2 protein-coding genes are annotated in these 1739 nt (G+C 50.8%); both read right to left on the bottom strand.

The window, feature by feature from the left end:
* Positions 1–439: 439 nt before the first annotated feature.
* Positions 440–1060, bottom strand: coding sequence for a hypothetical protein (locus HBN63_RS21495; protein WP_170050834.1), 621 nt, complete (start codon positions 1058–1060; stop codon positions 440–442).
* Positions 1057–1311 (bottom strand): hypothetical protein, encoded by a 255-nt coding sequence (locus HBN63_RS21490; protein ID WP_170050833.1) that lies wholly within the window; start codon positions 1309–1311, stop codon positions 1057–1059. The genes HBN63_RS21495 and HBN63_RS21490 overlap by 4 nt, the downstream gene beginning before the upstream one ends.
* Positions 1312–1739: the final 428 nt, after the last annotated feature.

The raw sequence follows: 1739 nt of genomic DNA, 5'->3' as shown, positions 1-1739 counted from the left end.
GGTGCCCAAGGAACTGGACCATCTGCCGGTTCCTCCGTGACTGTTATCGAGGACAGCAGTCGCACGGCGCGCACGCTGCTGTAAGCCATTGATTCCCCTGGGGAAATATTCATAGGCTTCGCATAATTCGTAACGTTACGTTAATTCGGTTCTGGACAATGCTGTAAGCTCCAGGGCCGATTTAATGTAACGTTCATTATGCGACAGCCCGTTACCGTAATTATTCAACCCCACGCCATCGAACAGGCACGACTGTATGCAGCCGGTCGGAGTGATTCCGAGGCTGTACAGCATCTGCTTGAGGATTACCCTCGACTTGTTGGTGAGCTTCGGCAGCTCCGTCGCCGCGTTGCGCAGCTGGATGAGGAGGGCGCCGCTATGGATTCCCGTGTTGAAGCCCTGCAGCGTGCTTGTAGGGCTGTTCTCGATATTTAGCGCGTTACTTTAATTCCTTTATTCTCCATGTCAGTGTGCCTTTTGGGTCATCATCTGTGGCCTTTTGCATCCTAGCTCTCAGCTCTTCTGCTGCTTCTTTTGTCATTAGCTGGTCGTGCATCTCTTCTTGATATGCACCCTTTACCCAGCGTCCGTTGTGGCTTTTGTGTTGCAGTTCGAAGCGTGGCTTTGTGCTTTCTGCGCCTTTTTTTAGCGCCCTGTCTATCCAGTATTTTTTCTCTTTGTTCGCCTCGTCGAGCATTTTCAACATCTGCTCATACTCTTTTTCGGTAACGTTACTTTTCTCTTGTCTTACTTCGTGCTCAAGCTGGGCAATTTCTAGTTCTGTTACTTTGTTTTCAAGCTGGGCAATTTTTAGCCCCATATCTATGACTTGCGCCTGCAGGCCTTCCGCCCGCTTAAATTCAGCCCTTGCCATTTCACGCAGCTTTTCAACTTCTTCTGCCTTCGATTCCTTTTCGGTAACGTTACTTTTTAGGCGTTCGCGGTAGGCTTTCTGCTTCTGCGCTGGTGTTAGTGCTGCCCCAGTCGCTGGACGGCCACGCCCGCGCTTTGGCTGTTCCAGGTCAATCTCTAGTTTTTGCTTATCGTCTTGATCTTTCATTTTGAGACCATCCATCTTGGAATTTGCGGTCCAGCATTTTCAGGGCAGGGGAACGGCCTTCCTCTGTTTTGGTAGCAATTCTCCAAAAGCTCTAAGAGGCGTTTTTGTTCGTAGTAATAAATTCCGGCACCCATCGAGAAACCACCAATAAGGCCACGGCAATAGACTTCCTGCTGGCGTGGATCTGAATAGATCAATCCTGTTCTCAGGTCTGTTAGTTCGAGGAGGAGGAGCTGGAATGGGAATTTCATGGTGAATCTCCGTTTCGTTTGGCTTGGTGTAATTATAGTAACGTTACCAATAATAAGCTATCGGTAACGTTACCAATAATCGACCGCTCGTCGGATATTCGGTAACGCATTGCGCGTTACTCTAATTCGCCTTGGTTCTGACCAGCGCCACGCCCTGGCCGACCCCCTCACTGATTACCCGCTTTTCGCTCTCCGTGGAAATCGTTCTGACGCGTGCGGTACACCCGCACATTTGCGATCAGCGCGCAGCGGTGAGTGGCGAAGCCATGCTTTTTGGTTCTGCTGGATTCGCCGAAACGGCGTGGGGGTGCTGTAACACCCCCAATTTACCCCGGACTTCCATGATTTCAGGCTTTTTTGCAGTCCATCACCAGGCCGTTTCGGGAGCTATCCCCAGTCATGAATACTTCGCTAGCCGCCTGGCCCGC

The organism is Pseudomonas sp. WS 5011 (assembly GCF_012985775.1).
In the GTDB taxonomy this organism is placed as follows: domain Bacteria; phylum Pseudomonadota; class Gammaproteobacteria; order Pseudomonadales; family Pseudomonadaceae; genus Aquipseudomonas; species Aquipseudomonas peli.
Note: the sequence above shows the minus strand (reverse complement) of the source record. Positions and strands in the feature narration are given on the sequence as shown.

What these genes read in the sequence shown, in the direction of transcription:
- HBN63_RS21490 (WP_170050833.1), bottom strand. Translation starts at nt 1,311, where the DNA reads ATGAAATTCCCATTCCAGCTCCTCCTCCTCGAACTAACAGACCTGAGA.
- HBN63_RS21495 (WP_170050834.1), bottom strand. Translation starts at nt 1,060, where the DNA reads ATGAAAGATCAAGACGATAAGCAAAAACTAGAGATTGACCTGGAACAG.